This is a genomic window from Streptomyces torulosus, assembly GCF_001419765.1.
In the GTDB taxonomy this organism is placed as follows: Bacteria; Actinomycetota; Actinomycetes; order Streptomycetales; family Streptomycetaceae; genus Streptomyces; species Streptomyces torulosus.
In genome coordinates this window covers 1-2,216 of sequence record NZ_LIRK01000882.1, presented here as the reverse complement: position 1 = coordinate 2,216, position 2,216 = coordinate 1, and the positions used below count along the sequence as shown (strand labels likewise).

The window sequence follows — 2,216 nt, the reverse complement described above, 5'->3', positions numbered from 1 at the left end:
CGTTCTCCGTGTACGAGGTCCACCTGCCGTCGTGGCGCCCCGGCCTCACGTACCGCCAGCTCGCCGAGCAGCTCCCGGCGTACGTCAGGGACCTCGGGTTCACCCATGTCGAGCTGCTGCCCATCGCCGAGCACCCCTTCGGCGGCTCCTGGGGCTACCAGGTCACCGGGTTCTACGCGCCCACGGCCCGCCTCGGCGACCCGGACGACTTCAAGTACCTGGTCGACTCGCTGCACCGGGCCGGGATCGGTGTGCTGATGGACTGGGTGCCGGCGCACTTCCCGCGGGACGACTGGGCCCTGGCCGAGTTCGACGGGCGTCCGCTGTACGAGCACCAGGACCCGGCGCGGGCCGCGCACCCCGACTGGGGGACGCTGGAGTTCGACTACGGCCGCCGCGAGGTGCGCAACTTCCTCGTGGCGAACGCCCTGTTCTGGTGCGAGGAGTACCACATCGACGGGCTGCGCGTGGACGCCGTCGCCTCCATGCTCTACCTCGACTACTCGCGTGAGCCGGGCCAGTGGACGCCGAACGAGCACGGGGGCCGGGAGAACCTGGACGCCGTGTCCTTCCTGCAGGAGATGAACGCGACCGTGTACCGGAGGGTGCCGGGGGTCGTGACGATCGCGGAGGAGTCGACCGCGTGGGACGGCGTCACCCGCGCCACCCATCACGTCGGCCCCGGCGGCTTCGGCGGCCTCGGCTTCGGGCTGAAGTGGAACATGGGCTGGATGCACGACTCCCTCGGCTACATGACGAAGGAGCCGGTGCACCGCAAGCACCACCACAACGAGATGACGTTCTCGATGGTGTACGCGTACAGCGAGAACTACGTCCTGCCGATCTCGCACGACGAGGTCGTGCACGGCAAGCGTTCCCTGGTGTCGAAGATGCCGGGCGACTGGTGGCAGCAGCGCGCCAACCACCGCGCGTACCTGGGCTTCATGTGGGCGCACCCCGGCAAGCAGCTCCTCTTCATGGGGCAGGAGTTCGCGCAGGGCGCCGAGTGGTCGGAGGCGCACGGCCCGGACTGGTGGCTCCTCGACCCGGCGTACGGTGCCGAGGCGGACCACCGGGGGGTGCGCGACCTGGTCCGGGACCTCAACGCCGTGTACCGCGACACCCCTGCGCTCTGGCAGCGCGACACCGACCCGTCCGGCTTCTCCTGGATCACGGGTGACGCGGCCGAGGACAACGTCCTGGCGTTCCTGCGGCTCGACGCGGACGGCACGCCCCTGCTGGCCGTCTCCAACTTCAGCCCGGTGATCCGCCGGGACTACCGGCTGGGCGTCCCCGACGACGTCCCGGCGTGGCGGGAGGTCCTGAACACGGACGCGGCGTCGTACGGGGGGAGCGATGTCACGACACCGCACCCGGTGAAGTCGGAGCCGACACCGTGGCACGCCCGCGGGGCGAGCGTCCGCATCACGCTCCCACCCCTGGCGACGGTCTGGCTGCGCCCGGCGTAAGGGCGCCTTGTGGCTCGGGGCCGCGGGTGTGTGGGCGGCTGCGGCTGGTGGGGGCTGGTCGCGCAGTTCCCCGCGCCCCTGGAGGGACGGGCCTGCGGCCCGCCCTTCATCGGAAAAGCACGGGGCCGCAGGCCCCTGCTTTTCCAGGGGCGCGGGGAACTGCGCGAACGGCCCCCACCCACCCGCACCCGCCGAACCAACAGCGCGTCCCCGAGTTATCAGGCGCCGCGGGGCCGTTGGGAGCGCCAGAGCAGATACAGCGCGGAGGAGACGGCCGCGATACGCAGCACCCACGGCCAGGTCTCCGCGAGCGCGACGTTCATCTCGCCGCGGACGATGGGCTCCCCCCACCTCCCGTCGCTGCGTCCCCACAGCCACACGATGCCCCCGGCGGCCACCACTCCCGGCACGCCCAGCACCGCCCACTTGGACTCCGCGGGCGTCAACCGCCGTGACAGGTAGGCGATCAGCCAGCCGAGCCCCAGCGGCACGAGGCTCCCCATGACCGCTCCGGCGACCAGCAACGCGGCGGCCAGCAGCAACAGCGGGTTGCTCCATCCGCCGCCGGCCGGCCGCAGCCGGGGCAGTCGAAACCGCCGGCGGCCCGCCGGGACGTCCCCGGCCACCGTCTCGCCGTCGGCGCCCGCGGCCGCCTTCTCCACGGCGGGCGGCGCGGCGGCTCCCGCCGTCTTGCCCTCGTCCTTCGCGGGCGGCGGCGTGGAGATCCCCGAGCTGCTGAAGCCGCCG

At 72.6% G+C, this 2,216-nt stretch carries 1 protein-coding gene and 1 pseudogene; one reads left to right on the top strand and one right to left on the bottom strand.

What is annotated here, in order from left to right; genetic code table 11:
* A partial coding sequence (gene glgB, locus AOK23_RS41830) for a 1,4-alpha-glucan branching enzyme (RefSeq protein ID WP_055717624.1) occupies positions 1-1,469 on the top strand: 1,469 nt, incomplete at its 5' end.
* 218 nt (positions 1,470-1,687) lie between these two features.
* On the opposite strand, the pseudogene AOK23_RS41825 reads toward glgB, so the two are convergent.
* A pseudogene (locus AOK23_RS41825) lies at positions 1,688-2,216 on the bottom strand (hypothetical protein); the annotation flags it as partial.